Source organism: Nonomuraea sp. NPDC049309, from assembly GCF_043196965.1.
GTDB classification, from domain to species: Bacteria; Actinomycetota; Actinomycetes; order Streptosporangiales; family Streptosporangiaceae; genus Nonomuraea; species Nonomuraea fastidiosa.
Window position 1 is genome coordinate 2,204,330 of record NZ_JBICSH010000001.1, and the last position, 25,313, is coordinate 2,229,642.

The 25,313-nt window shown below is 71.7% G+C and carries 27 protein-coding genes and 1 pseudogene; 18 read left to right on the forward strand and 10 right to left on the reverse strand.

Annotated features, from left to right (window positions below):
• Positions 1-11 precede the first annotated feature (11 nt).
• The 14 genes from ACGFIM_RS09890 to ACGFIM_RS09955 all read left to right on the forward strand — a co-directional run bounded on the left by ACGFIM_RS09890 (position 12) and on the right by ACGFIM_RS09955 (position 14,276).
• Complete coding sequence (locus tag ACGFIM_RS09890; RefSeq protein ID WP_393197451.1) at positions 12-1,481, forward strand: leucyl aminopeptidase; 1,470 nt, start codon at positions 12-14, stop codon at positions 1,479-1,481.
• Between the two features lie 51 nt (positions 1,482-1,532).
• Positions 1,533-2,897, forward strand: a complete 1,365-nt coding sequence (gene lpdA / locus ACGFIM_RS09895; RefSeq protein WP_393197454.1) for a dihydrolipoyl dehydrogenase — start codon at positions 1,533-1,535, stop codon at positions 2,895-2,897.
• A gap of 38 nt (positions 2,898-2,935) precedes the next feature.
• Positions 2,936-4,384 carry a 2-oxoglutarate dehydrogenase, E2 component, dihydrolipoamide succinyltransferase gene (gene sucB / locus ACGFIM_RS09900; protein ID WP_393197457.1) on the forward strand — a complete coding sequence of 483 codons (1,449 nt, stop codon included), beginning with the start codon at positions 2,936-2,938 and terminating at the stop codon, positions 4,382-4,384.
• Positions 4,385-5,268: 884 nt separating this feature from the next.
• The gene (locus ACGFIM_RS09905; RefSeq protein ID WP_393197460.1) at positions 5,269-6,162 is read left to right on the forward strand and encodes a TIGR01777 family oxidoreductase; all 894 of its coding nucleotides are present in this window, start codon (positions 5,269-5,271) and stop codon (positions 6,160-6,162) included.
• A 39-nt stretch (positions 6,163-6,201) separates the two neighbouring features.
• Positions 6,202-6,939, forward strand: coding sequence for a Type 1 glutamine amidotransferase-like domain-containing protein (locus tag ACGFIM_RS09910; RefSeq protein WP_393197463.1), 738 nt, complete (start codon positions 6,202-6,204; stop codon positions 6,937-6,939).
• Positions 6,940-6,976: 37 nt separating this feature from the next.
• The gene (lipB, locus tag ACGFIM_RS09915; protein ID WP_364055348.1) at positions 6,977-7,669 is read left to right on the forward strand and encodes a lipoyl(octanoyl) transferase LipB; all 693 of its coding nucleotides are present in this window, start codon (positions 6,977-6,979) and stop codon (positions 7,667-7,669) included.
• An 84-nt stretch (positions 7,670-7,753) separates the two neighbouring features.
• Complete coding sequence (locus ACGFIM_RS09920) at positions 7,754-8,734, forward strand: hypothetical protein (protein ID WP_393197466.1); 981 nt, start codon at positions 7,754-7,756, stop codon at positions 8,732-8,734.
• Between the two features lie 42 nt (positions 8,735-8,776).
• Positions 8,777-9,706 carry a lipoyl synthase gene (gene lipA / locus ACGFIM_RS09925; RefSeq protein ID WP_393197469.1) on the forward strand — a complete coding sequence of 310 codons (930 nt, stop codon included), beginning with the start codon at positions 8,777-8,779 and terminating at the stop codon, positions 9,704-9,706.
• 124 nt (positions 9,707-9,830) lie between these two features.
• Positions 9,831-10,787, forward strand: coding sequence for a helix-turn-helix domain-containing protein (locus ACGFIM_RS09930; protein ID WP_393197472.1), 957 nt, complete (start codon positions 9,831-9,833; stop codon positions 10,785-10,787).
• A 100-nt stretch (positions 10,788-10,887) separates the two neighbouring features.
• Positions 10,888-11,274, forward strand: coding sequence for a VOC family protein (locus ACGFIM_RS09935; RefSeq protein ID WP_393197475.1), 387 nt, complete (start codon positions 10,888-10,890; stop codon positions 11,272-11,274).
• Positions 11,271-12,065 carry an alpha/beta fold hydrolase gene (locus ACGFIM_RS09940; RefSeq protein WP_393197478.1) on the forward strand — a complete coding sequence of 265 codons (795 nt, stop codon included), beginning with the start codon at positions 11,271-11,273 and terminating at the stop codon, positions 12,063-12,065. Before ACGFIM_RS09935 ends, ACGFIM_RS09940 begins: the two co-directional genes overlap by 4 nt.
• Before the next feature lie 248 nt (positions 12,066-12,313).
• On the forward strand, positions 12,314-12,763 hold the full coding sequence (locus ACGFIM_RS09945) for a hypothetical protein (RefSeq protein ID WP_393197481.1): 450 nt from the start codon (positions 12,314-12,316) through the stop codon (positions 12,761-12,763).
• Positions 12,764-12,831: 68 nt separating this feature from the next.
• On the forward strand, positions 12,832-13,512 hold the full coding sequence (locus ACGFIM_RS09950; RefSeq protein ID WP_393197484.1) for a DUF4191 domain-containing protein: 681 nt from the start codon (positions 12,832-12,834) through the stop codon (positions 13,510-13,512).
• Positions 13,512-14,276, forward strand: coding sequence for a class I SAM-dependent methyltransferase (locus ACGFIM_RS09955; RefSeq protein WP_393197487.1), 765 nt, complete (start codon positions 13,512-13,514; stop codon positions 14,274-14,276). The genes ACGFIM_RS09950 and ACGFIM_RS09955 overlap by 1 nt, the downstream gene beginning before the upstream one ends.
• On the opposite strand, the gene ACGFIM_RS09960 is transcribed toward ACGFIM_RS09955, so the two are convergent.
• The 3 genes from ACGFIM_RS09960 to ACGFIM_RS09970 form a co-directional block, all read right to left on the reverse strand.
• Entirely contained in the window at positions 14,257-15,195 is a 939-nt protein-coding gene (locus tag ACGFIM_RS09960) for a hypothetical protein (protein ID WP_393197490.1), read from the reverse strand. The two genes, ACGFIM_RS09955 and ACGFIM_RS09960, sit on opposite strands and share 20 nt — an antisense overlap.
• Entirely contained in the window at positions 15,192-15,809 is a 618-nt protein-coding gene (locus ACGFIM_RS09965; protein ID WP_393199703.1) for a TetR/AcrR family transcriptional regulator, read from the reverse strand. Before ACGFIM_RS09965 ends, ACGFIM_RS09960 begins: the two co-directional genes overlap by 4 nt.
• 65 nt (positions 15,810-15,874) lie before the next feature.
• A complete protein-coding gene (locus ACGFIM_RS09970) occupies positions 15,875-16,336 on the reverse strand; it encodes an RDD family protein (protein WP_393197492.1) in 462 nt (153 codons plus the stop codon).
• Positions 16,337-16,565: 229 nt separating this feature from the next.
• On the opposite strand from ACGFIM_RS09970, the gene glnA reads away from it, so the two are divergent.
• The 4 genes from glnA to ACGFIM_RS09990 all read left to right on the forward strand — a co-directional run bounded on the left by glnA (position 16,566) and on the right by ACGFIM_RS09990 (position 19,735).
• Positions 16,566-17,990 carry a type I glutamate--ammonia ligase gene (gene glnA, locus ACGFIM_RS09975; RefSeq protein ID WP_393197495.1) on the forward strand — a complete coding sequence of 475 codons (1,425 nt, stop codon included), beginning with the start codon at positions 16,566-16,568 and terminating at the stop codon, positions 17,988-17,990.
• 205 nt (positions 17,991-18,195) lie between these two features.
• Complete coding sequence (locus ACGFIM_RS09980; protein ID WP_393197498.1) at positions 18,196-18,912, forward strand: hypothetical protein; 717 nt, start codon at positions 18,196-18,198, stop codon at positions 18,910-18,912.
• 285 nt (positions 18,913-19,197) lie between these two features.
• The gene (locus ACGFIM_RS09985; protein ID WP_364055387.1) at positions 19,198-19,353 is read left to right on the forward strand and encodes a hypothetical protein; all 156 of its coding nucleotides are present in this window, start codon (positions 19,198-19,200) and stop codon (positions 19,351-19,353) included.
• A 184-nt stretch (positions 19,354-19,537) separates the two neighbouring features.
• On the forward strand, positions 19,538-19,735 hold the full coding sequence (locus tag ACGFIM_RS09990) for a DUF5708 family protein (protein WP_393197501.1): 198 nt from the start codon (positions 19,538-19,540) through the stop codon (positions 19,733-19,735).
• Between the two features lie 5 nt (positions 19,736-19,740).
• On the opposite strand, the gene ACGFIM_RS09995 is transcribed toward ACGFIM_RS09990, so the two are convergent.
• The 7 genes and pseudogenes from ACGFIM_RS09995 to ACGFIM_RS10025 form a co-directional block, all read right to left on the reverse strand.
• Positions 19,741-20,442, reverse strand: coding sequence for a B3/4 domain-containing protein (locus tag ACGFIM_RS09995; RefSeq protein ID WP_393197504.1), 702 nt, complete (start codon positions 20,440-20,442; stop codon positions 19,741-19,743).
• A 140-nt stretch (positions 20,443-20,582) separates the two neighbouring features.
• A pseudogene (locus ACGFIM_RS10000) lies at positions 20,583-20,945 on the reverse strand (GNAT family N-acetyltransferase); the annotation flags it as partial.
• 5 nt (positions 20,946-20,950) lie between these two features.
• Positions 20,951-21,703, reverse strand: coding sequence for an amino acid ABC transporter ATP-binding protein (locus ACGFIM_RS10005; RefSeq protein ID WP_393199706.1), 753 nt, complete (start codon positions 21,701-21,703; stop codon positions 20,951-20,953).
• A gap of 8 nt (positions 21,704-21,711) precedes the next feature.
• On the reverse strand, positions 21,712-22,626 hold the full coding sequence (locus ACGFIM_RS10010) for an amino acid ABC transporter permease (protein ID WP_393197507.1): 915 nt from the start codon (positions 22,624-22,626) through the stop codon (positions 21,712-21,714).
• Complete coding sequence (locus tag ACGFIM_RS10015; RefSeq protein WP_393197510.1) at positions 22,623-23,549, reverse strand: ABC transporter substrate-binding protein; 927 nt, start codon at positions 23,547-23,549, stop codon at positions 22,623-22,625. The genes ACGFIM_RS10010 and ACGFIM_RS10015 overlap by 4 nt, the downstream gene beginning before the upstream one ends.
• On the reverse strand, positions 23,542-24,363 hold the full coding sequence (locus ACGFIM_RS10020; RefSeq protein WP_364055405.1) for a deaminated glutathione amidase: 822 nt from the start codon (positions 24,361-24,363) through the stop codon (positions 23,542-23,544). Before ACGFIM_RS10020 ends, ACGFIM_RS10015 begins: the two co-directional genes overlap by 8 nt.
• Entirely contained in the window at positions 24,360-25,295 is a 936-nt protein-coding gene (locus ACGFIM_RS10025) for a hypothetical protein (RefSeq protein ID WP_393197513.1), read from the reverse strand. The genes ACGFIM_RS10020 and ACGFIM_RS10025 overlap by 4 nt, the downstream gene beginning before the upstream one ends.
• Between the last annotated feature and the right edge of the window lie 18 nt (positions 25,296-25,313).

Sequence of the window (25,313 nt, forward strand, 5' to 3'; positions counted from 1 at the left end):
CATCGGTTTACGTGACCACAGTGCGGCTGAACTCAGCAGATCCCGTCTCCATCGACACCGACGCCCTGATCGTCGGCTTCCGGTCCGGCCAGGACGGCCCCGTCCCCGCGGTGGGCGCGCAGGCCCTGGGTTCCGCCTTCGGCGGCAAGCTGGCCGCGTCGCTCGACGCCGTCGGCTTCACGGGCAAGGCGGGTGAGCTGGCGAAGCTGCCCACGTTCGGTTCGATCACCGCTCCCCTCCTCGTCGCCGTCGGCCTCGGCGACTCCCCCGACCTCGAGGCGCTGCGCCGCGCCGCCGGCGCCGGTGCGCGCTCCGTCGCCGGCCAGTCCAAGGCCGCGCTCGCGCTGCCCGCGGACACCGCGGAAGAGGCCGAGGCCGTCGCGCTCGGCGCCCTGCTCGGCGCGTACACGTTCTCCCGCTACCGCACCGACGGCGACCAGAAGGCTCCCGTCGCCGAGCTGACCGTGCTGTCCGGCCAGGGCGAGGCCGTGGCCGAGCGCGCGAGCGTGCTCGCCGAGTCGGTCGCGCTGGTCCGCGACCTGGTCAACACCCCGCCGTCCGACCTGTGGCCGGCCAGGTTCGCCGAGCTCGCCGAGCAGGAGGGCGGCAAGGCCGGCCTGACCGTCGAGGTGCTCGACGAGCGGCAGCTCAAGGAGGACGGCTACGGCGGCCTCATCGGCGTCGGCCAGGGTTCGTCCAACCCGCCGCGCCTGGTCCGCCTCTCCTACAGCCACCCCGAGGCGAGCAAGACGCTCGCGTTCGTGGGCAAGGGCATCACGTTCGACTCCGGCGGCCTGTCGCTCAAGCCGTCGGCCTCCATGGACTGGATGAAGTCCGACATGGGCGGCGCGGGCGCCGTGCTCGGCGCACTCATCGGCATCGCCAGGCTCGGCCTGCCGGTCAACGCCATCGGCTACCTCTGCCTGGCGGAGAACCTTCCGAGCGGCACCGCCCAGCGCCCCTCCGACGTCATCCACAGCTACAGCGGCAAGACCGTCGAGGTGCTCGACACCGACGCCGAGGGCCGCCTGGTGCTCATGGACGGCATCGCCCGCGCCGCCGAGGACCGGCCCGACCTCATCGTCGACGTCGCCACGCTCACCGGCGCCCAGATCGTCTCGCTCGGCTGGCGCACCGCCGGCGTCATGGCCAACGACGACGCCGTCAGGGAGCTCGTGGTCGAGGCCGCCGGCGCCGCCGGCGAGGGCGCGTGGGGCATGCCGCTGCCCGAGGAGCTGCGCAAGGGCCTCGACTCGGCCGTCGCCGACATCGCCAACCTCCAGCCCGAGCGCTGGGGCAGCATGCTGGCGGCCGGGATCTTCCTGAAGGAGTTCGTGCCCGACGGCGTGCGCTGGGCCCACATCGACATGGCCGGCCCCGCGTACAACAAGGGCGAGCCGTACGGCTACATCCCCAAGGGCGGCACGGGCGCCTTCACCCGCACCCTCATCGGAGTCGCGGAGCGGCACGCGAGCATCTGAAACAAATGAAAAGATGACGGCATCACGAACACCCCGACAAGGAGCCTTCCTGTGGCCTATGACATCGTCGTCCTAGGAGGCGGCAGCGGCGGTTACGCCTGTGCCCTGCGGGCGGCTGAGCTGGGCAAGTCGGTCGCCCTGATCGAAAAGGACAAGATCGGCGGCACCTGCCTCCACAGGGGATGCATCCCCACGAAGGCCCTGCTGCACTCCGCCGAGATCGCCGACGAGACCCGCGAGAGCGAGTCCTACGGCGTCAAGGCGAGCTTCGAGGGCATCGACGTCCAGGGCGTCCACGCCTTCAAGGACAAGATCGTCAATCGGGCCTGGAAGGGCGTGCAGGGCCTGCTGAAGGCCGCGGGCGTGACCATCGTCGAGGGCGAGGGCCGCCTCGTCGGCCCCAACCGGATCCAGGTGGGCTCCGACGTCTACGAGGGCCGCAACATCGTCCTGGCCACCGGTTCCGCGCCCAAGACGCTGCCCGGCCTCGAGATCGACGGCGAGCGCATCATCACCAGCGAGCACACGCTCAAGATGGAGCGCGTCCCCGCCTCCGTCGTCGTGCTCGGCGGCGGCGTGATCGGCGTCGAGCTGGCCAGCGTCTACCGCTCCTTCGGGGCGGAGGTCACGATCGTCGAGGCGCTGCCCCACCTGCTGCCCACCGAGGAGGAGTCCAGCTCCAAGCTGCTCGAGCGGGCCTTCCGCCGCCGCGGCATCAAGTACGAGCTCGGCGTCTTCTTCGACAGCGCCAAGACCACCGAGTCCGGCGTCGTCGTCACCCTCGCGGGCGGCAAGACGCTCGAGGCCGAGGTGCTGCTCGTCGCCGTCGGCCGCGGCGCGGTCTCCTCCGGCATGGGCTTCGAGGAGCAGGGCATCGCCATCGAGCGCGGCGCCGTCGTGGTGGACGAGTACTGCCGCACCTCCGTGCCCGGCGTCTACGCCATCGGCGACCTCATCCCGACCCTGCAGCTCGCGCACGCGGGGTTCGCGGAGGGCATCCTCGTCGCCGAGCACATCGCCGGGCTCAACCCGCCGCCCATCGACTACGCGGGCGTGCCGCGCATCACCTACTCCGACCCCGAGGTGGCCTCGGTCGGCCTCACCTCGAAGCAGGCGGCAGAGCGCGGCATCGAGATCGTCGAGCAGGTCTACGACCTCGCGGGCAACCCCAAGAGCCAGATCCTCGGCACGTCGGGCGCCGTGAAGGTCATCGCGCAGAAGGACGGGCCCGTCGTCGGCGTCCACATGGTGGGCCGGCGCATCGGCGAGCTCGTCACCGAAGGCCAGCTCATCTACAACTGGGAGGCCCTGCCCGCAGAGGTCGCCCAGCTCATTCACGCACACCCGACCCAGTCCGAGGCCATGGGTGAGGCGATGCTGGCTCTCGCCGGCAAGCCGCTGCACGTACACAATTAGTCCAGCCCTCGAGATCCAGAACGCGAGAGAAGATAACGATGCCGGTCTCCGTACAGATGCCCCAGCTCGGCGAGAGCGTGACCGAGGGCACGGTAACCCGTTGGCTGAAGAAAGAGGGCGAGCGCGTCGAGGCCGACGAGCCGCTCCTCGAGGTGTCGACCGACAAGGTCGACACCGAGATCCCGTCGCCGTCCGCGGGTGTCCTGACCAAGATCGTCGTGGCTGAGGACGAGACGGTCGAGGTCGGGGCCGAGCTCGCCATCATCGACGAGAACGGCCAGCCGGGCGCCGCAGCCCCCGCTCCCGAGGCCGCCGCTCCGCCGGCGCCGCAGCCCGAGCCGGAGCCCGAGCCCGCCCCGGCGCAGCCGGCCTCCTCGATCCCGCAGCCCGCTCCCGCGCAGCCCGCCCCGGCTCCCGCGCCGGCTCCGGCTCCCGCGCCGCAGGCTGCTCCGCAGGCCGCCGCTCCGTCGCCCGCGCCCGCCCCCGCGGTGCCGTCGGGTGAGAGCCCCTACGTGACGCCGCTGGTGCGCAAGCTCGCCGCCGAGCACGGAGTCGACCTCGACTCCATCACCGGCACCGGCGTGGGCGGCCGCATCCGCAAGCAGGACGTCCTCGAGGCCGCCAGGGCCCAGCGCGAGAAGGCCCAGGCTCAGGCCGCCTCGCAGGCCGCCCCGGCCCAGGCTCCCGCCGCTGCCGCGCCCGCCGCCCCGGCCGCCCAGGCCCCGGTCGCCGCCGGGCCCGAGCCGGTCGAGGTCGACACCACGCTGCGCGGCCGCACCGAGAAGATGTCGCGCCTGCGCCAGACGATGTCCAAGCGCCTGGTCGAGTCGCTGCACACCGCCGCCCAGCTCACCACCGTGGTCGAGGTCGACGTCACCAAGATCGCCCGGCTGCGCGAGCGGGCCAAGGAGGACTTCCTGCGGCGCGAGGGCGTCAAGCTGACGTTCATGCCGTTCTTCGAGCTGGCCGCCATCGAGGCGCTCAAGCAGCACCCGAAGCTCAACGCGACGATCAACAACGAGACCATGGAGGTCACGTACTTCGACGTCGAGCACCTGGGCATCGCGGTCGACACCGAGCGCGGCCTCATCGCGGCGGTCATCAAGAACGCCGGTGACCTCAACCTCGCCGGCCTCGCCCGCAAGACGGCCGACCTCGCCGAGCGCACCCGCGCCAACAAGGTGACGCCCGACGAGATCACCGGCGGCACGTTCACGCTGACCAACACCGGCAGCCGTGGCGCGCTGTTCGACACGCCGATCCTCAACCAGCCGCAGGTCGGCATGCTCGGCACCGGTGCCGTCGTCAAGCGGCCCGTGGTGATCGACTCGCCCGAGGGCGAGGTCATCGCGGTGCGCTCGATGGTCTACCTGGCGCTGACCTACGACCACCGGCTCGTCGACGGCGCCGACGCCGCCCGCTTCCTCACGACGATCAAGCGTCGTCTGGAGGAGGGCCGCTTCGAGGCGCAGCTCGGCCTCGCGTAGTCACGCGGCTCACGCCCGCCGACCGGCCGGGCGGCCCCGCCCTGGGGCCGCCCGGCCGTCGCGTTTCCACCGGGACCGCGCCACCCGGCCGCTCTTCACAGGCCACCCGCCCCACCCCTGCTCATCGGCGGCACCGAGAGGGGTGGCGCGCGTCTGCTGAGCGGAGCGGCCCGCAAAGGGTGGCGCGTCTGCTGAGCGGGGCGGCCCCGCAGAGGGTGGCGCGCCGCGCTCGGCACGCGCTGTTCGCTGATCACCGCCCGGCCCGGCACGTGGATCGCCGCACGTGCGCACGCTTGCTCACTCGCGATCCGGCATCGAGCGACGCACCCGCCGCCACGGCGTCCGGCGCACGCGTTCGCCGCTCGCCGCGCGCGCACGGGGACAGGGCCGACACCCAGTCGTGACCCATCCGGGTCGTCCCGCTCGCCGCGCGCACGGGGACGGGCGCTGTGAGCTGGGCGATCGCGGGGGCGCAATCCGCTCCAGGTGCGCCGCGTCGCGTGCGGCTTACGTGCCCTGCTCACCGGGGGTCTGTGCGCCCGTCGCGGGGCTGAGGACACGCCGGGGGTAAGGCGGCGGCGAGCCGAGGGCGGCTCTCGGACGCGCACAGGCCGCCCACGACGCGCCGCCATCGGGCTGACCGGCGCGTACAAACCCGCCCCGCGCCAGCAGCAGGCTGACCGGCGCGTACAAACCGCCCCGCGCCAGCAGCGGACTGACCGGCGCGTACAAACCCGCCCGCGTCGGCGGCGGGCTGGCCGGTGCGTACGGGCCGTCCCGTGTCGGTGGCGGGTGGCGGTCACCGTGGATCTCCCCGGTCGTCGCCGGTGCGGTGGGGCGCGTTGAGCGGGTGGTTTCGCCGGGGCGGGACGTATGGTGCGGGTATGGCGATCATCGTGACGGGCGCGTCGGGGCTGCTCGGGTCGGCGCTGGTGGCGGCGCTGGAGGCGCAGGGGCGTACGGTGGTCCGGCTCGTGCGAAGGCCGCCGCGCGGGCCGGGTGAGGCGTTCTGGCAGCCGGCCGAGCAGGCCGTGGACCTCGCGCCGCTGGAGGGGGCGGAGGCGGTCGTGCATCTCGCGGGAGCGCCGATCGCCGACCGCCGCTGGACGCCCGCGTACAAGCGGGAGCTGCTCGCCAGCCGGGTGCGGGGCACGCAGGTGCTGGTGGACGCCCTGCGCGGCCTGGACAGGCCCCCTGAGGTGCTGCTGTCGGCCTCGGGCGTGGACTTCTACGGCGACACCGGCGACCGGGTGGTGGACGAGCAGGAGGGCAAGGGCCGCGGGTTCCTGGCCGGCCTGTGCGAGCGGTGGGAGGGCGCGGCGGCCCGGGCGGAGGAGTCCGGCATCAGGACCGCGTTCCTGCGTACGGGGCTGGTGCTGAGCGGGAAGGGCGGCGCGCTGGCCAGGATGCTGCCGCTGTTCAGGATCGGGCTGGGCGCGCCGCTCGGCACGGGCAGGCAGTACTGGTCGTGGATCAGCCTGGACGACTGGGTGGGGGCGGTGCTGCACCTGCTGGCCGCGCGGGAGATCGCCGGGCCGGTCAACCTCGTCTCGCCGTCCCCGGTGACGAACGCGGAGTTCACCCGCGCGCTCGGTCATGCGATGCGCAGGAGCACGATGCCGATCCCGGTGCCGGCGTTCGCGCTGGCCGCGGGGCTCGGCGAGTTCGCCCGCGAGGGGCTGCTGTCGAGCCACCGCCTCCGGCCGGCCAAGCTGCTGGACGGCGGGTACCGCTTCGCCCATACCAGCATCGACGAGGCGCTGCGCGCCGTACTCTAGTGGCCGTTCATCGTTTTCACAGTGTGGGGGATCCCTGACATGAACCGGTCCGGACAGTCGCACATCCTGGCGATCGGGGGCGGGTCGTTCCGCCCAAGCAGGCGGCACGGGCAGATCGAGGCGAGCGGGCTGCTGCGGTACGGCCTCGACCTCACCGGTCAGGACCGGCCGAAGCTGGGGCTTGTGGCCACCGCGGTGGGCGACTCCGCCGACTGGATCTTGAAGATGTACGGCGCGTTCGCCGGCTGGGACGTCGAGGTGAGCCACCTGACGGTGTTCCCGATGCCCAACGTGGAGGACCCGCGCGCCTGGATGCTCGACCAGGACATGATCTACGTCAGCGGCGGCAGCGTGGCGAACCTGATGGCGCTGTGGCGGCTGCACGGGCTCGACGAGGCGTTCGAGGAGGCGTGGCGGTCCGGGGTGGTGCTGTCGGGGCAGAGCGCGGGCGCGCTGTGCTGGCACGTCGGCGGCAACACCGACTCCTTCGGACCGGAGCTGCGGGTGTGGGCCGAGGGCATGGGGCTGCTGCCGTACGCGTGCGGGGTCCACTACGACTCCGAGCCGCAGCGGCGGCCGCTGCTGCAGGCGTCGGTGGCCTCGGGCGAGCTGCCGGAGGCGTACGCGGCCGACGAGGGCGTGGCGCTGCACTACGTGGGCACGGAGTTCATCCAGGCGGTGAGCGTGGCGCCGGGCGGATATGCGTACAAGGTGGAGCGTGACGGTACGGATGGGGTAAAGGAGTTGAGGATCGAGCCGCGGTCGCTGACCCCCTGATTACCCTTCAAGGGTGAGGGAACGGCACAATAGGCTCATGCGCCCCATCCCCGGGGACGATCCCCACGCACTCGCCATCGTCCGTCTCGGAGTCGACGTCCCCTACGAGCAGGCCTGGTCGCTGCAGCGCTGGGTGCACGGCAAGCGGGTCGCCGGCGAGCTTCCCGACACCGTTCTGATCCTCGAGCACGCGCCCGTCTACACGGCGGGCAAGCGTACGGCCCCGCATGAGCGGCCCTCCGACGGCACCCCGGTCGTCGACGTCGATCGGGGCGGGCGGCTGACGTGGCACGGCCCCGGGCAGCTCGTCGCGTACCCGATCGTGGCCATCACCGATGTGGTCGACTACGCGTGCCGGCTCGAGGACGCGATGATCCAGGTGTGCGCCGACTTCGGCGTGACCGCCCGGCGGGTGAAGGGGCGCGCGGGCGTGTGGGCGTCCGGCGATCCCGCGCTCGGGCTGCCCGACCGTCAGCTCGGCGCGGTGGGGCTGCGGCTGTCGCGCGGCGTCACCATGCACGGGTTCGCGCTCAACTGCGCCAACGACCCGAGCTGGTTCAACCGCATCACGCCGTGCGGCATCCCCGACGTGGGCGTCTCCTCGCTGTCGGCCGAGACGGGCCGGCGCATCGTGGTCGAGGAGGTCATGCCGATCGCGGAGAAGCGGCTGGCGGAGGCGCTCGGCAAGCAGCCGTTCGATCTCCACGAAGAAGATCTGCTACGGCGGTAGTCCAGGCCGGTAAGCGACCCCGGTGACCGAATCGGCACGAAAAAGCAGCGGAAGGTTCGCGGCGGTTCTGCTTACCATCCGCTTGTGAAGCGCCTCACCGCTCTCGCGCTCGCGCTCGTGGTCCATCTGCTGACGCTGGCGTTCGTCGTGCTGGGCGGCTGGATCATCGTGCGGGACCCAGGGTCGGTCCTGTGGTGGCTCCTGGGGCTGCTCTGCCTGGCCGTCGGGTGGGCGCTGCGTCCCCGGCTGGGCCGGATGCCGGCCGGCGCCGAGCCGGTGAGCCGGGCGAGCGCGCCCGAGCTGTACGCGGTCGCCGCCCGGGTGGCCGCCAGGATGGGGGTGCGGCCGCCGCGTGCGATCGCGCTCATCGACCTGAGCCCGGTGACCTCCTACGACCGGATCGGCGTGGCGAGGACCCCGGTGCTGCTCATCGGGCTGCCGCTGTGGCTGGCGCTGCCGCCCCGCCAGCGGGTGGCGCTGCTCGCGACCGCGTACGCGCGGCTGCCGACCGGTGACGAGCGGGTGGTGAGCCAGGCGCTGGCCACGCTGGACGCCTGGCGGGACGCCCTGATGGGCGCGAAGCCGCTTCCGGTCAGGGAGGCGGCCAACGAGCGCATCGTGTACGCGCTGGGCGGCGCGCAGTCGCCCGACACCCCGTACGACGTGGCGACCTTCATCGGCCGGGTGCTCGGCCGCGTGCTGGGCGTGCCGGTGGTGCTGCTGTGGTACGCGCTGTCGTGGCTGGCGCGTTCGGGCGAGCCCCGGGTGCGTGCCAGGCAGCGGGCGCTGGCCGCGCGTGCGGCGCCGGAGGAGGACCTGGACGAGCTGGCGGAGCAGGCGGCGGGCGGCCGCTATCTCGCGCCGATGCAGGCGGCGGCGCTGCGCGGCGAGAGCGTCGCGGCGATCCGGCGTACGGCGCTGACGAAGTTCCAGCTCACCGCCGACGGGGTGCTGCCGGCGCCGCCGCCGTCGGAGCTGCTGGGTGTGGAGGAGTCGGACAGGATCGACGAGGAGCTGGCCGGTCACTACGCGCGGGCGGTCCGCGGGTTCGGCCTCATCTCCTGACCCTCGACCCGGGCGTTTTGCCAGGAGACGTAAGCTGAGAACGTGACCGTTGCTCCTGAAGGCCGAAAGCTCCTCCGCCTGGAGGTGCGTAACGCCGAAACCCCTATCGAGCGCAAGCCCCCGTGGATCAAGACCAAGCTGAAGACGGGCCCCGAATACACCGAGCTGAAATCGCTCGTGCGCCGGGAGGGCCTGCACACGGTCTGTGAAGAGGCGGGCTGTCCCAATATCTACGAGTGCTGGGAAGACCGCGAGGCGACCTTCCTCATCGGCGGCGACCAGTGCACCCGCCGCTGCGACTTCTGCCAGATCGACACGGGCAAGCCCAAGGAGTACGACCGCGACGAGCCGCGCCGCGTGGCCGAGTCGGTCCAGCAGATGGGCCTGAAGTACGCCACCGTGACCGGCGTCGCCCGCGACGACCTGCCCGACGGCGGCGCCTGGCTGTACGCCGAGACCGCCCGGCAGATCCACGCGCTGCTTCCCGACTGCGGCGTCGAGCTGCTGGTGCCCGACTTCAACGGCAAGCGCGAGCAGCTGGAGGAGGTCTTCTCCAGCAAGCCCGAGGTCTTCGCCCACAACATCGAGACCGTGCCGCGCATCTTCAAGCGCATCAGGCCGGCCTTCCGCTACGAGCGCTCGCTCAGCGTGCTGACCATGGCCCGCGAGGCCGGGCTCGTCACCAAGTCCAACCTCATCCTGGGCATGGGCGAGACGCGCGAGGAGGTCGTCCAGGCCATGCGCGACCTCCACGAGGCCGGCACCGACCTGCTGACGATCACCCAATACCTGCGGCCGACGCCGCGCCACCACCCGGTGGAGCGGTGGGTCAAGCCGGAGGAGTTCGTGGAGCTGCAGGCCGAGGCCGAGGCGATCGGCTTCGCCGGCGTGATGTCGGGACCGCTGGTGCGCTCGTCGTACCGCGCCGGCCGGCTCTACAAGCAGGCCATCGAGGCCAGGCAGAGCGCCTGACCGATCAGCTCGGGCCCCGGGTGCGTCCCGGGGCCTGATCGTGCCCGCGTGCGGGGGGCGGGTCCGGCTTACGATGTCGGCTTACGATGTCGGCGCAGCCGACCGCGTTCGCAAGGGATACCGCATGTCCATGCTGTTCCGCACGAGCGACCTGCCCGCCAAGGAGCGCCACAAGACATGGCGGAGCATCGTCTGCGAGCTGCTCGGCCCGCTCGACACCCGCATCGCGCCCGGCGCGCCGCTGCGCGGCGAGATCGAGCTGGGCCGGCTGGGGCCGATGAGCGTGGGCCGGGTGCAGGCCTCCACGCCGCACAGCATGCACCGCACGCCCGGGTTGATCCGCCGCGACGACCCCGGGCTGTACCGGGTGGTGCTGGTGGTCTCCGGCGGCGTGCGGCTGGAGCAGGACGGCAGGCAGGCGCGGCTCGGCACGGGCGACTTCGCGATCTACGACTTCGGGCGGCCGTACGAGCTGGCCTACGACACCTCGGTCAAGCTCGCCGTATTCAGCTTCCCGCGCGAGCTGCTCGCGCTGCCCGAAGGGCGGGTGGCGCCGTTCACCGCGGTGCCCATCGACAGCCGCTCGGGCACGGGCGCGCTGGCCGCGCCGCTGCTGCGGCGGGTGGCCGAGGACCACGCGACCTACCGGCCCGACAGCGCCGCCAGGCTGGCCACGGTGGTGACGGACCTCATCGGCACCGCCGTCGCCGAGCGCGCCGACCGTAGCGACGAGCTGCCGGACGACGCGCGGCGGCGGGCGCTGCTGACACAGGTGCACGCCTTCATCGAGCAGCGGCTCGGCGACCCGGAGCTCGATCCGGCCACGATCGCCGCGGCCTGCCACATCTCCGTGCGCCGGCTGCACCGGCTGTTCGAGTCGGAGGGCACGACGGTGGCGGCCTGGATCCGGCGGCGGCGGCTCGAACGCTGCCGCGCCGACCTGCTCGCGGGCGGCGCGGAGCCGGTCAGCGCCATCGGCGCGCGCTGGGGCCTGCCCGACTCGGCGCACTTCAGCAGGTTGTTCCGGCGTACGTACGGCGTGCCGCCCGCGGAGTTCCGCCGCGCCCACGCCGTGCGCTGAACGTCAATGCGCCGGGCACTCACGTGCAAGACGGCGGGGTCCCGCGCCGGGCATGATCGGCATGGCTGAGAAGGCGCGATGAGAAGAAGGGACTTCAGCGATGCGGCTTTTCGTGAACCTGCCCGTGAAGGACCTCGCCAAGTCCACGGAGTTCTTCACTCGGCTGGGTTTCGAGCTGTTCGGCATGGCCGAGGGCATGGCATCGGTGATCATCAACGAGAAGACGCAGGTCATGCTGCTCGAAGAGCCGGTGTTCGCCACGTACACCACCAGGAGCATCGCCGACACCGGCGCCTCCAGCGAGGCGATCCTGGTGATCGGGATGGAGACGCCCGCGCAGGTGGACGAGCTGGTCGACAAGGCGCTGGCGGCCGGGGCCACCCCGGCGGGCGTGCGCCAGGAGGACGGCGTGCGCTACCAGCGCGGCTTCGCCGACCTCGACGGCCACCACTGGGAGGCGCTGTGCCTGGTCCAGCCCGCGGAGTGAGCACGGTCGCGCGCTCGGCGGACGGCACGCCCATCGCCTTCGACCGCCACGGCTCCGGCCCCGCCGTGGTCCTGGTCCAGGGCGCGTTCGCGGACCGGAGCGACCCGACGATGGCGGCCATCGCGGCCGGGCTGTCCCGCTGGTTCACGGTGTACTCCTACGACCGGCGGGGGCGGGGCGGCAGCGGCGACACCGCGCCGTACGCGGTCGAGCGGGAGATCGAGGACCTGGCCGCGGTGATCGCGGAGGCGGGCGGGACGGCCCGGGTGTTCGGCGGCTCGTCGGGGGCGGCGCTGGCGCTCGAGGCCGCCGCCGCGCTCCCCGGCGTCACGCATCTCGCGGTGTGGGAGCCGCCGTACCACGTGGACGGCAGCGCTCCCCCGCTGCCCGACGACTTCGCCGAGCAGCTCGCCGCGCTCGTCGCGGCCGGGCGGCGGGACGAGGTGGTCGAACGGTTCATGGTGGAGGCGGCCGAGGTGCCCGAGCCCGTCCTGGCCGGGATGCGGGGGCACCCGTCCTGGGCGGACATGGAGGCTCAGGCCCACACGCTGGTCTACGAGGCGGCGGTGCTGGGTCCCGGCAACGCCCTGCCCGCGGCCCGTCTGGCCGGGCTCACCCAGCCGACGCTCGTGCTCAATGGGGGCGAAAGCCCCGGCTGGATGGTGAACGCGGGCGCCGCGGTGGCGGCGGCGGTGCCCGGCGCGGTGCGGCGGGTGCTGCCGGGACAGGCGCACAACGTCGCGCCTGAGGCGCTGGTGCCCGAGCTGCTGGAGTTCTTCGTGGCGGCGTGACGATCGCACGGCCGGGTTCCCCGTGGCCGGATGCGCCGTGGCGGTTCACGGGGCGTGCGGCGGGGTGCGGCCGGTCCGGTGCCGGGGGAAGGGGGACTGCGGGCGGGCGGCGCGCGGAGGGACACTGGGGTCGTGGACCTCGACGCGCTGCTCGCCCGCCTCGGCTCTCGGCCAAGATCCGTCTGCTGACCGGTGCCGGCCTGTGGTCGCTGCCGCCGCTGCCCGAGATCGGGCTCGACCCCATCGTGATGGGCGACGGGCCCATCGGCGTACGCGGCAGGCAGTGGCGCTCCGCAGACCCCTCGATCGCCCTGCCCAGCCCCACCGCGCCGGCCGCCACGTGGGACGTGGACCTGGTCAGGCGGGGGTCGCCGGCGTTCTGGTTCGGGCACGGGCTGAGCGACACGACCTGGTCGTACGACGCGATCGCGGCCGAGGGCACGACCGTCACCGTGTCGGTCACCGACACCGGCGGCCGCGCGGGCCGGGAGGTCGTGCAGGTGTACGCGCGAACGCGGCCGGCCGCGTTCGACGTGGTGGAGGCGGAGCCTGGGCAGACGGTGGTGACCACGATGTTCCTGCCCGAGCGGGCCTTCCAGGTGCGGGACGGCGGGTGGCGGACCGTGGAGGGCGAGCACGTCGTACGCGCCGGGCGTAACGCGGCGGACCTCCCCCTGGCCGCAACGGTGAAAATCTAGGTCACAAGGGAAAAACGGCCGGGGCCGCGTTTTCTCTCCTGCACCTGTTGGTTTGTATCCTTCTGAGCATGGCAAAGTCCGAGGACCCAGAGAAGCCGGGGCGCATCAAGCAGCTCCGCATGATCGCGCAGATCATCAAGCAGGCCAACCCCAAGGGGATGCCGATCGTCTTCCTCTCGGCGGTGGGCACGCTGGCGGTGGTCGTCGTGATCGGTCTGGTCACGGACTACCTGTGGTATTCGATCTTCATCGGCCTGCTGGCCGCGTTCACCGTCGGGCTCGTGGTCTTCGGGCAGTTCGCTCAGAAGGCGCAATACCAGCTCCTCGACGGCCAGAAGGGCGCGGCGGCCGCCGTGCTGCAGGGCATGCGCGGTAACTGGCAGGTCACGCCCGCCATCGCGGCCAACCGTGACCAGGACGTCGTGCACCTCGTGGTCGGCTATCCCGGCGTGGTGCTGGTGTCCGAGGGCCCGGGCAACCGGGTGGCGAAGCTGCTCAAGGCCGAAAAGCAGCGCATCTCGCGCGTGGTGCTCGGCGTCGAGATCTACGACGTGCAGTGCGGTGACGGCCCGGGCCAGGTGCCGCTGGCCAAGCTGCAGCGCCACCTGATGAAGCTGCCGCGCAACTTGAAGAAGCCGTCGGTCAACGAGGTGAAGGACCGCCTGCGCTCGCTGCCGCGCAACATGCCGCTGCCAAAGGGTCCGATGCCGAAGGGCGCCCGCATCCCGCGCGGCCCCAAGATGCGCTAGTGCTGTCGCCTTCGTCGCGGGCCAACCGCGGCTGGTGGGACGGCAACGCCGACGACTACCAGGTCGAACACGGCGACTTCCTGCGCGACACCGGCTTCGTGTGGGGTCCTGAAGGGCTTGATGAGGCCGCTGCGGGCCTGCTCGGCGACGTGCGCGGGCGGCGGGTGCTGGAGATCGGCTGCGGCGCCGCCCAGTGCGCGCGGTGGCTGGTGACGCAGGGTGCGCGGGTGGCGGCGTTCGACATCTCGCACCGCCAGCTCCGCCACTCCCAGCGCATCGACCTCGACACCGGGGTGTCCGTGCCGGTGGTGCAGGCCGACGCCGAGGTGCTGCCGTTCGCCGACGCGGCGTTCGACGTGGCCTGCTCGGCGTACGGGGCGCTGCCGTTCGTGGCCGATCCGCTGGCGGTCTTCCGCGAGGTGCGCAGGGTGCTGCGGCCGGGCGGCCGGTTCGTGTTCTCGGTGAGCCACCCGATCCGGTGGGCGTTCCCCGACGACCCGGGGCCGCGCGGGCTGACCTCCGACCGCTCCTACTTCGACCGCAAGCCGTACGAGGAGCGCGACGAGCAGGGCAGGCTCACCTACGTCGAGCACCACCGCACGATGGGCGACTGGGTCGGCCTGCTGGTCGCGTCGGGCCTGACGATCACCGGGCTGGTGGAGCCCGAGTGGCCGGAGGGCCACGAGCGGGTGTGGGGCGGCTGGAGCCCGCTGCGCGGCCGCCACATCCCGGGCACGGCCATCTTCAGCTGCGCGAATATCTAGCGGCCATGGCGTGGAAGATCTCCCTCGGCCGTCGGCGGGTCTCGTCGAGCATGGTGACGACGCCGTACGAGCCGAGGTCGTCGTCGCCGAGGCGGTTGTAGGCGGCGAAGGTGAACCACAGGGCCGTGTCGACGCCCTCGGCCTCGAACACGTCCATCAGCTCGGTGAAGTAGCGCACCTGCTCGCCCTCGTCGCGCACCGCGCCTTCGGGCACCGCCCACGCCATGCCGCCCAGCTCGCCCGCACCCCGGTACGGGCAGGTGCCGAACTCGGTGACGGCGACCGGCTTGCCGTGCTTGAAACAGGCGCGCAGCTCGTCGGTGAAGTCGTGGGCGTTGTGGGAGGCGCGGTAGGCGTCCACGCCCACGATGTCGTACGGCGTCCAGTCCACCTGCTCCCACGGCCCCGATGCGTACGTCACCCGCCCGCCGAAGCGCGACCGCACGGTCTCGGCCACCCGCGCCAGGTAGGCGTTGAAGCGCGGCATGACCCCCATGACCTCCGTCCACCAGGCGGCATCGCCCTCCCCCATCGCCTTGAGCCGGTCGCGGTAGGCCGCGCCCTCGATGAAGCCGTGGCCGAACGCGGTGATCTCGCAGCCGGTGACGAACACGATCTCGGCGCCGTCGCGGCGCAGCGACTCGGCCTGCCCGGCCGCCTCGGCGAACAGATCGAGCATCTCGTCCTCGGTGAGGTCGACGGGGAACGGCGCGTACCAGACCTCGAGGCCCGCCTGCGCGGCCCGCTCGGCGGCGACGGCCAGCCTGCCGGGGTCGCGGCCGGAGACGCGGACGACCTGGCAGTGCAGGTCGCCGGCGATGACGCCCATCTCCTGGGCGACGGTGGCGGGGTCGAAGCTCTGACGCGACAGGTCGTCGCCCGGCAGGATGCCGGTGTCGTAGTTGATGCCCTTCTTCATGAGCCGGCCCTCTCCGTCGATGTGAGTCCGCGTTCGAGGAGATCGAAGGCCACCTCGACCTCCTCCTCCAGCAGCCGCCCCGCGTTCTCCAGCGGCTCGCCCTGGAACAGCCGCTGGAAGAACGTCTCCTGCAGCGTGGTGATGACGGCGATGATCTGCGCCGCCATGAGGCGCGGCACGACGCCCGCGTCCGGCATGGCGGCCTCGAGCGCGGCGACCAGCTCCTCGCGTTCGGTCACGTCGGTCTGGTGGACCTTCGACATCAGGGCGGGGCTGGTCGCGATCACCTGCACCCTGGTCAGCAGCGTCTCGACCGGCGCCTGCGCGCTTCGCCTGGCGATGCCCCTGCAGTGCTCGCGCAGCGCGGCGAGCGGCGGCACCCCCTCGGGCCGGTTTCGTACGACCGCGGCGTAGTCGTCCTTGATCTGGTCGAGGACCAGGCTCTCCTTGCCGGGGAAGTACGAGAACAGCGTCACCTTGGCGACTCCGGCCGCCTCGGCGATCTCGTTGACGGTCACCGCGTCGTAGCCGCGCTCGGCGAACAGCCGCAGCGCGGTCTCGGCGATGCGCTGCCGGGTCTGCTCCTTCTTGCGCTCTCTGAGCCCTGCCATCATCACACGGGCAGGATAAACCATACCGGGTAAGAATTCATACCCGGTATGGTTTTTATGCTCGTCCGCTACATGCGGACGACGACCGTGTTGGAGACGCGGTCGTGCACGCCGCGGTGGTCGCGATCCCAGATGACGGCCGGAACGGCCAGGCTGAGCAGCACCGTGCGGACGAAGACGGGCAGCCAGCGCGGGTCGCCGCCGTCCATCGCGGCGACCCTGATGCCCATGAGCCGGTGGCCGAACGTCTGCCCCATGAACCCGACGAGCAGCAGGTACTGCACGGCGAACGCGAGCGCGGGCGCCCACGGCGACTCGGCGGGATTCATCCTGAGCACCAGCTGCACGACCACCCACGTGCAGATCATCCAGTCGATGACGAGCGCGCCGATCCTGCGCCCCCACCCCGACACCGACCCGCTGCCCTCCTGGGGCAGCCCCAGGCGCTCACCCGGGTAGCCGAGATCGACCCCTGCGGACCGGACGCCGCCCAGCCAGGTCTGCGTCCACCGAGGCTCCTTGCTGCTCATGCACTCCACGGTAGCCGCAGGCAGGGGCGGTCCGGATCGCAGGGCGCGAGCCGCACTCCGGTCCGCCGCGACGGGGACGACTCGCCGCCCGGGGAGGCGTGAGCGGCCGCCCGTACGCCCTGTGACCAGGCAGACCGCGCGTAACACGTGCGAAACAAGCGGGACACCGTGCGGAAACGGCTACGCCCTAGCTTTCGCATGAGTGGCCAGTCCCCAGGGAGGTTTGAGAGTGTTCAACTCCGCCGACGACGTCCTGAAGTTCATCAGCGACGAAGGGGTGCAGTTCGTCGATGTCAGGTTCACCGACCTGCCGGGGACGACGCACCACTTCACCTTCCCCGTTGAGAACTTCAGCGCGAGCGTCTTCACCGACGGACTCATGTTCGACGGCTCGTCGATCCGCGGCTTCCAGCAGATCCACGAGTCCGACATGCTTCTGCTGCCCGACCCCTCCAGCGCCGTGCTCGACCCGTTCCGTCAGCACAAGACGCTCAACATCAACTTCTTCGTGCACGACCCGCTGACGGGCGAGGCCTACAGCCGCGACCCGCGCAACGTCGCGCGCAAGGCGGAGGAATACCTCAAGGGCACGGGCATCGCCGACACGGTCTACTTCGGCCCCGAGGCCGAGTTCTACATCTTCGACGATGTGCGCTTCGAGACGAAGCAGAACGCCGGCTACTACTACATCGACTCCATCGAGGGCGCCTGGAACACCGGTAAGGCCACCGAGGGCGGCAACCTCGGCTACAAGCCGCGCTACAAGGGCGGCTACTTCCCGGTGCCGCCGATGGACCACTTCACCGACCTGCGCTCGGAGATGGTGCGCAACCTCATCGAGGCCGGCATCGAGGTCGAGATGCAGCACCACGAGGTCGGCACCGCCGGTCAGGCGGAGATCGACTTCAAGTTCGGCACGCTGCTCAAGACCGCCGACAACCTGATGCTCTACAAGTACGTCATCAAGAGCACGGCGCTCGAGTACGGCCACACGGTGACGTTCATGCCGAAGCCGATCTTCGGTGACAACGGCTCCGGCATGCACTGCCACCAGTCGCTGTGGAAGGACGGCCAGCCGCTCTTCTACGACGAGGTCGGCTACGCGGGCCTGTCCGACACCGCCCGCTACTACATCGGCGGCCTGCTCAAGCACGCCCCGTCGCTGCTGGCGTTCACCAACCCGACGGTCAACTCCTACCACCGCCTGGTGCCGGGCTACGAGGCCCCGGTCAACCTGGTCTACTCGCAGCGCAACCGGTCGGCCTGCGTCCGCATCCCGATCACGGGCTCCAACCCGAAGGCCAAGCGCATCGAGTTCCGGGTGCCCGACCCGTCGTGCAACCCGTACTTCGCGTTCTCGGCCATGCTGATGGCCGGCCTCGACGGCATCCGCAACAAGATCGAGCCGCCGGAGCCGGTGGACAAGGACCTCTACGAGCTGCCGCCGGAGGAGGCCCGCAACATCCCGCAGGTGCCCGGCTCGCTGCCCGAGGTGCTCAACGCCCTCGAGGCCGACCACGACTACCTGCTCGAGGGCGGCGTCTTCACGCCGGACCTGATCGAGACGTGGCTGTCGTACAAGCGGGAGAACGAGGTCGACCCGATCCGTCTCCGCCCGCACCCGCACGAGTTCGAGCTCTACTACGACGTGTGATCGGCCGCCGCACGCCGGCCCGCTGCGGGCGGCGCGCGGCGTCCGGCCGGTGCCGTCCCGTCCGCGTGGGCGGCGGCCGTCCGCCACAGGTCGTGAACCCCGGAGGCCCGGGGCGAGGAGATGTGCCTCGCCCCGGGCCTCCGGGCGTTTGCCGCGAGGCCTTCTCCTGCTCGATTGTCGGTGGGCGGCGTTACCCTCTCGGCGCATGACGGGCTTCGAGGTGATCCGGGAGTTCCCGGCGGCGATGGCCGGCCGGGAGGGGGCGTGGCGGTTCATCCGCGGGTTCGCGGCGGCGTGGGTCTCGCCGCCGGCCGACGGCGACGGCTGGTCCGAGCCCGAGCTCGACGCCACCGAGGCGCGGCTGGGCGTGCGCCTGCCCGTGGCGCTGCGCGAGGCGTACGGGCTCTTCGGCCGCCGCACCGACCTGGTCGGGATGCAGGACGTTCTCCTCGGTCCCGATGAGCTGCACATCGTCGACAAGGCGCTGGTGTTCCGCGTCGAGAGCCAGGGCGCGGCTCGCTGGGGCATTCCGCTCGCCGAGCTGGAGCGGCCCGATCCCCCGGTGATGATCCGGTTGGACCTCGCCGACAAGGCCGCCGAGAGCTGGGACGGCTGGCTCGACCGCTTCTCGCACGCCTGCGTGGAGATGGTGCTGTCGGAGTCGCTCGTCTCGCCGGAGGAGCTCGCCGACGGCAGGGAGCTGGACGATGACGAGGGCGGCGTACTGGAGGGGCGCTTCACGCGGCTGCCGCTGCCTGACTATCCGACGTCTCAGGGGGCGCCGGGCATCCGCTGGTACGCCGGTCGCGACGTGATCATCCGCGATGACGGCGCCATGATCCAGGTCCGGGCCCGCACCGTGGAGGCCCTCGATCGGGTCCGCGCCGAGCTGCCCGGCGAGTGGACGACGCGCTTCGGCTGAGCCGGCCGGCCGGGTGACGACCCCGCGTGCGGCGGGCCCGCGCGGCCGTGAGGTGACGGCCCTACGCCGACGCGCTCTGGCGACCGGGCGCGCCCTGTTCCGCACCCGCGCCGTAACGTCCGGACACGCCCCCACCCACGCGACTGGACACGCCCCCACCACGCGCGCCGGACACGCCCCATCCGCCGCCCCGTGCCGTGGCGCGCGCCGGGCGTTCGGGGCCGGGCGGTCCCGTGAACCGGCCGGTATCCGGGGTAGAGGATGGCGAAACCCGAGGAGGAGATCATGACATCCCTGATGAACAAGGTTCGCCACTTCCTGAGCAGCCCTGAGGGCCGCAGGCACGTCGACAAGGGCAGGCGCATGACGCGCGACCCCCGTCAGCGGCAGCGGCTGCACGGCCTGCTCGACAAGCTGCGCGGCCGCCACGACCGGTGGTGAGCGCCGGACCGACACGGACGCCCCGGTGGCGGCCCGCGCGCGCGGGAGCGCTGCGGGTGAGCGCACGGGGGTCAGCCGAAAGGTGTACGGCGATCTCCCTCAGCGGCAGGAGGCCCCGCCGGGGCGCCCCTCACTAGGGTGTGCAGGGTCATCAGCACGCGAATCCCCTTTGTGAGGGTTGTTCATGGCCTCTGCCAGGAAGACGCTGTTCACCGGTTCGCTCACCTTCGTGGTGGGGCTGGCGCTCTGGTTGTTCGGGCTCGATGAGGAGATCTTCATCTTCACCCCGTCCAAGATCGGCGTCGTCCTCATGGTGATCGGCGGGGTGGAGGCCCTGTACGGCCTCTACAAGGTCCTGCGCCCCGGCGACGCCCGCGGCTGACCGGCCTAGTCGCCGGCGAAGTCGAAGGCGGGTTCGGCGGCGGTGAGGACGGCCGACTTGGGGGTGACCGGCCAGAGCGCGTTCAGCTCGGTCGTGAGGGTGGTCACCAGGGAGTCCATGTCGGCCGGGGCCGTGGCGTGCAGGGCCTCGGCGACGATCAGCACGTTCGACGTCGAGTCGCGCACGGCCGACAGGCCGCTTTGGCGGTTGGTCCAGCGGCGGGCGTGTGCGCGGCCCTCGGCGTCGGCGAAGATCACCTCGCCGGGGGCGGGGTGCTCGGTCTCGCCGGAGAAGGTCAGGTACGTCTCGTCGCCGGTGGCGTGGCGGACCTCGAGGTGGCGGGCGATCCGCGAGACGTCGAAGACCGCGATCGGCACCGCGTACGCGATGGAGATCGCGTTGCACAGGTCCACCAGCGGGTGCAGGGACGGCAGCGCGCCCTCCTTCCTGAAGCGGCGCAGCAGCGACTCCGAGGCGCACCGGTACTGCGTGGGCTTCAGGCCCATGCGGGAGAAGGCCCGCCGCCAGGCCTGGATCTCCGGCAGGTCGCTTTCGGAGGCGGTGGCGAGCCTGGCCGCGGCGCGGGCGGCGTACGCGGGCACGCGGTCCGCCACGGACACCTCGGGCGTGATGCCCTCGGCGTAGAGCGCCGCGGGGACCAGTGCGGGGAAGTCGTTCCAGATGGCGGGCGAATGCTGGAAACGCATCGGTCCTCACTCCCCTGTACTGCGCTGTGCAGACTGCCGGGATCGGGATCTTCTTCCGGCAGCCTATAGCGGGGCGGCCCCGGCGCCCGGTCAACGCGGCCGGGCCACGCCATCAGCGGCCCGGCCACGGCCTCCTCGAAGGCGTAGCGGGCGGCGCGCCTGGCGGCCTCGATGGCGTAGCCGTGGCCCCACGCGGAGCGGGCCGGCCGCCAGCCGATCTCGACGGCCGGGAGGAACGGTGCGTCGAAGGTCTGGAGCATCAGCCCGGCGAAGCCGATGAACCGCCCGCTGCCGCGCAGTTCGAGCGCCCACAGCGAGTAGCCGTGCTCGTCGAAGTGCCGCTCGATCCGGTCGACGAGGGCGTCGCTCCGCTCGCGGCCGAGCAGGCCGGGGAAGTGCTCCATGACCTCGGGGCCGGCGTTCATGGCGGCGAAGGGCTCGCGGTCCTCTTCGCGCCACCTGCGCATGATCAACCGCTCTGTTTCCAGTCGAGCGGCTTCCATCAGAGCTACAGTACGCGGCTCAGGAACGCTTTGGTCCGCTCGTTGCGCGGATCGTCCAGCACCTTGGCCGGCGGGCCGGACTCGACGACCACTCCCCCGTCCATGAACACCACGCGGTCGGCCACCTCGCGGGCGAACCCGATCTCGTGGGTCACCACGATCATGGTGAGGCCGTCCTCGGCGAGGCTCTTCATGGTGGCCAGTACCTCGCCGACGAGCTCGGGGTCGAGCGCGCTGGTGGGCTCGTCGAACAGCATGAGCTTGGGCCGCATGGCGAGGGCCCTGGCGATCGCGACGCGCTGCTGCTGGCCGCCGGAGAGCTGGCGGGGGTAGGCGGCCGCCTTGTCCTCCAGGCCGACGCGGCGCAGCAGCGCGTACGCACGCTCTTTGGCCTCGTCGCGCGGCTCGCCGCGGACGCCGACCGGCGCCTCCATGACGTTCTGCAGCACGGTCATGTGCGGGAAGAGGTTGAACTGCTGGAAGACCATGCCGATCTCCCTGCGCTGCCGGGTGATCTCCCGCTTGCGCAGGTGGCGGACCTTGCCGCCCTTCACCTCGAAGCCGATCAGCTCGCCGTCCACGTGGATGGCGCCGCCGTCGATGGTCTCCAGGTGGTTGACGCAGCGCAGGAACGTGGACTTGCCGGAGCCGGACGGCCCGAGGATGACGACGACCTCCCCCGGCTGGACGTCCAGGTCGATGCCCTTGAGCACTTCGAGGTGGCCGAAGCGCTTGCGTACGGCGCGGGCGCGCACCATGGGGACGCTCACGAGGTCACCTCCGTGGGACGGCGGCGGCGGAAGGTCGCGAAGGCCCAGAAGCTCTGCGGCGCGTTCCTGGTGGCGCCGCGCGCGTAGTGGCGCTCGATGAACGACTGGCCGACGTACAGGATCGAGGTGATGATCAGGTACCAGATGCAGGCGACGATCAGCAGCGGGATGGTCTGGAACGTGCGGTTGTAGATGGACTGCACGGTGTAGAGCAGGTCGGACAGCGCGATGACGCTCACCAGCGACGTCGCCTTGAGCATGCTGATGACCTGGCTGCCGGTGGGCGGGATGATGAAGCGCATGGCCTGGGGCAGCACGATGCGGCGGAAGGTGCGGCCGCTGCTCATGCCGAGCGCGGCGGCGGCCTCGCTCTGCCCGGGGTCGACGGACATGAGGCCGCCGCGGATGATCTCCGCCATGTAGGCGCCCTCGTTCAGCCCGAGTCCGAGGATCGCGGCCAGCAGCGGCGTGATGAGCACGTTGGTGTCGGCGGTGACGAACTCGGGCCCGAACGGGATGCCGAAGGAGATCTCCGGCAGCAGGTACGACAGGTTGTACCAGAGCACGAGCTGCACCAGCACCGGCGTGCCGCGGAAGAACCAGACGTAGAGCCCGCAGGCGGCGCGGGCGACGGGGTTCTCCGACAGGCGGCCGACGGCCAGCAGCACGCCCAGCACGACGCCGACCGTCATGGCGATGACGGTGAGCAGCAGCGTGGTGGCGATGCCCTGGCCGATGATCTGGGCGTTGACGTAGCTGCCGACCACGTCCCACTGGAAGTTGGGGTTGGTGACCAGCAGGCTGACGAGCTGGGCGGCGAGGACGAGCAGGACGACCGAGGCGACCCAGCGCAGCGGGTGGCGGGTGCGCGCGGCGCCCGCGACGTCGATCTCGGGAGGTTCGGAGGTCATGACTTCGCCAGGTTGATTCCGGCCTTGTCCAGCTTGTTGTCGCTGGTCTTCCACTTGTCCATGATCTTGTCGTACGTGCCGTCGTCCATGAGCTTCTGGAAGGCGTCCTTGAGCACGTCGCGCAGCGGCGAGTCCTTGGCCACGACGGCGCCCTGGTAGAGGTCGTCGAAGCCGTTGGGCTGGCCCTTGCCGGCCAGCTCCAGCTTGCCGCCGGCCTGGTCGACGAAGTAGGTGAGCGGGGCCTGGGAGGAGAAGAACGCGTCCGCCCGGCCGGAGCTGACCGCGAGCACGGAGGTCGGCTGGTCCTTGTACGACTGCACGGTGATCTTCGGCTTGCCCTCCTTGACGCAGGTGGCGGACTGGCCCTTGATCACCGCCTCGGCGGAGCCGCCGGCCATGACCGAGATCTTCAGGCCGCAGGTGTCGGCGACGGAGCGGATGCCGTGCGGGTTGCCCTTGGGCACGGCGAAGACGACGTACTCCTTGACCCAGTCGATGAAGTCGTTGGCCTTCTGCCGGTCGGGGAAGTCGCCGATGGGGCCGATCGCGAAGTCGTAGCGGCCGGAGGCGATGCCGGTCAGCGAGCTGGGCAGGCCGTCCACCGTGACGTGCTCGATCGTGACGCCGAGCAGCCGGCCGAGCGCGTCGGCCATGTCGGCGGCGGCACCGGTGAGCGACCTGCCGTCGGAGCCGGCGATCTCGTACGGCGGGAACGAGCCGTTGTTGACCGAGACGAGCTTGCCGGCCTTCTTCACCTTGTCGGGCAGCCGGTCGTACAGGGCCTGGTCCTTGGTCTCTCCGGCGGCGGATGAGGCGGTCTGGCCGGTGGGCTCCAGCACGCCCTCGGCCTCGGGCGGGTTGGCTCCGCAGCCGGCCAGCAGGAGCGCGGCGGCGGCGAGGAGCGCGGTCGCGGGCTTAGTCATGGGGCTCCAATCGGGGGTCCACGGCGAAGCGCCGGTTCTCGAGTACGGGCAGCGTCGTGCGGGCGGAGGCGAGTTCGGCGGCGGAGGCGACGGACCACAGCAGGCCGGGCGCGTCGCCGAGCCGGGCGCGGGTGATGCCGAGCGGGTCGACGATCATGCTGGCGCCGATGTTGCGGCGGCCGCATTCGCCGGATGCGGCGACGTAGCAGGTGTTCTCCAGGGCGCGGGCGGTGACCATGACCTCCCAGTGCCATTCCTTGGCCGGGCCGCGCACCCAGGCGGCGGGCAGCGCGAGCACCTGCGCGCCCTGGTCGGCGAGCAGCCGGGCGAGCTCGGGGAAGCGCACGTCGTAGCAGGTCATCAGGCCGACCTTCCAGCCCGAGACGTCGATGACGACGGGGGCGTTGGTGCCGGGGACGACGTTGTCGGATTCGCGGCGGCCGAAGGCGTCGTACAGGTGGAGCTTGACGTAGGTGCCGACGATCCGGCCGTCCCTGGCGGCGACGAGCACGTTGGAGACGCGGCCGTCGCCCGCGGGCACGTGCACGCCGGCGATCACCGTGGTGGACGAGCCGCGGGTGTGCTCGACCAGGCCGGTGACGAACGGGCCGTCCAGCGGCTGTGCGGCCTCGCGGATGCGTACCGGCTCGTCCACGAAGAGCGCGAGCGAGCCTTCGGGCAGCACGAGCAGGTCCGCCCGACCGGCCACGGCGCCGTCGATCATCTCCTTGCAGGTCTTGAGGTTGGCGGTCCAGTCCTCGGACGAGGCGAACTGGCCGACCGCGATGGTCAGGTCGTTGGTCCGGCCGGTCATGCGGGGAAGACCTCCTCGGCTTCGATGCGGCGGTTCGCGATGCCCTGGGCGTGCAGCTCCTCGCAGAACGCGGCGACCATGGCGGCGTTGGGCGCGGCCCCGTACGGCATCCAGTCGGCGCCGAACGTGGCGGCCGTGTCGGTGAGGTCGGCGAGGAGCCACGGCGTGGTGTCGGCGAGCAGGCGGCGGCGGGCCAGCCAATGCCGTTTGGAACGTTCGAACAGCTCGGTGACGGCCTGCGGCAGCCACGGGTGGCGCTCGACGCTCTCGCGTTTGAGCGTCACCAGGTGAATGCCGGGCACGAAGCCGGTCCGCCGGTAGTAGGCGCGCTCGGCGGCGCGGTGGTCGGGCAACAGGTGGCGGAAGCGGCTTTCGGGGGTGAAGAACTCCTCCGGCATGAACGGCGTCATGATGGCGTCGTAGCGGCCCTCGGCGAGTCCTTCCGTCAGGCCGTCCTCGGTGAGCGAGACGTTGCCGGGGAACGGCACGGGGCCGACGCGGTCCTTGCCGGTCTCCCCCGCGACGAGCGGCCCGACCGTCCAGGTGATGCCGGTCAGGTCCACGCCCTCGGCGCGCAGCAGCGCGCGCGTCCAGGTGTTGCCGGAGTCGGGCCAGCCGGTGAGCCCGATGCGGGCGCCGTCGAGCTGGCCGAACGAGGTCAGGTCGCTGTCGCGGCGGACGAGCACGCAGCGGTGGCGGAACCCGCGCATCACGAACACGGGCAGGCCCACGAGCCGGTCGTCGCCCGCGGCGCGGCCGAGCACGTACCGGCTGAAGGAGGTCTCGCCGCCGTCGAGACCGGGCTCGCGGAGAACGTCCGGCGTGACGGCCCTGGAGTCGAGGTGCAGCTCGAACCCCTCGGCGCGCACGGCTCCTGTGACGATCGGCACGAGATGGTCCCAATCGCGTACGGCAAGGCGAATGACCGCCACAAATCCCCCAAACGATGC